This window comes from Novacetimonas pomaceti (assembly GCF_003207955.1).
Lineage (GTDB): Bacteria > Pseudomonadota > Alphaproteobacteria > Acetobacterales > Acetobacteraceae > Novacetimonas > Novacetimonas pomaceti.
The window spans coordinates 1-867 of sequence record NZ_NOXG01000110.1; the positions used below are offsets into that span (position 1 = coordinate 1).

Consider the following 867-nt stretch of genomic DNA (forward strand, 5'->3'; position numbering starts at 1 on the left):
CCGACGGATATCCAGGCGATCGAACAGCATCTCCCAGGCGGTGATCGCTGTCAGCGGCAGTGCCGCGGCTTCAGCCCAGTTCAGGGAACGGGGCTTACGGCCGACAATCCGCTCGTCGACCAGGTGGAATTCGGCATCGGTTCCCGGGCGATCGAGCGCGCCTGCGTAGAAAACCTCATCCCCGATGGCAAAATCCGTGACTTCAGGTCCAGTACCGACAACGATCCCGGCAGCGTCCCAGCCCAGAACCCTCCATTGACCCGCGTCCGGCGCGGCGCTGCGACGGACTTTTGTATCGACCGGATTGACCGACACAGCCCTGATTTCCACAAGGAGATCCCGCCCTGAAGGAACAGGCTTCGGCAGATCGATGTCCTGAAGGGACGCGGGATTGTCGATCGGGAGAGGCGTCTGGTAACCGACGGCGCGCATGATGTCTGCTCCTGTGTTGATGAAGGAGAACAGTGAGCATTATGCTGGGTTCGGACAAGAACGCACTTTTAACGCCCATAGTATCGGAAATGATACCGTCATGGCCCGTATCCGGCATAAATCACTTGATTGCAGTCCCGGCTGTGCCGTTGAAGCGACGCTTCAGCTGATCGACGGGAAATGGAAAGGGGTGATCCTCTACCACCTGCTTGAGGGAACCCTGCGCTTTAACGAAATCCGCAGGCGCCTGCCCAATATCACCCAGCGCATGCTGACAGCCCAGCTCCGCGAACTGGAACAGGACGGGTTTGTGCTGCGGACAGTCTACCCCGAGGTGCCCCCGAAGGTGGAATACAGCCTGACCGCACGGGGACGGACCCTGGAGCCGGTCATCATGGCCCTCAAGAAATGGGGGGACGAGAATACCGGGTTCAG

At 59.9% G+C, this 867-nt stretch carries 2 protein-coding genes; one reads left to right on the plus strand and one right to left on the minus strand.

All coding sequences use genetic code 11. From position 1 onward, the window contains the following. The coding region (locus CFR71_RS15870) for an alcohol dehydrogenase catalytic domain-containing protein (RefSeq protein WP_165832133.1) at positions 1-432 on the minus strand (432 nt) is incomplete at its 3' end. A gap of 100 nt (positions 433-532) precedes the next feature. Here CFR71_RS15870 and CFR71_RS15875 point away from each other — a divergent pair. After that, on the plus strand, positions 533-867 hold a 335-nt coding region (locus CFR71_RS15875), incomplete at its 3' end, for a winged helix-turn-helix transcriptional regulator (protein ID WP_207781414.1).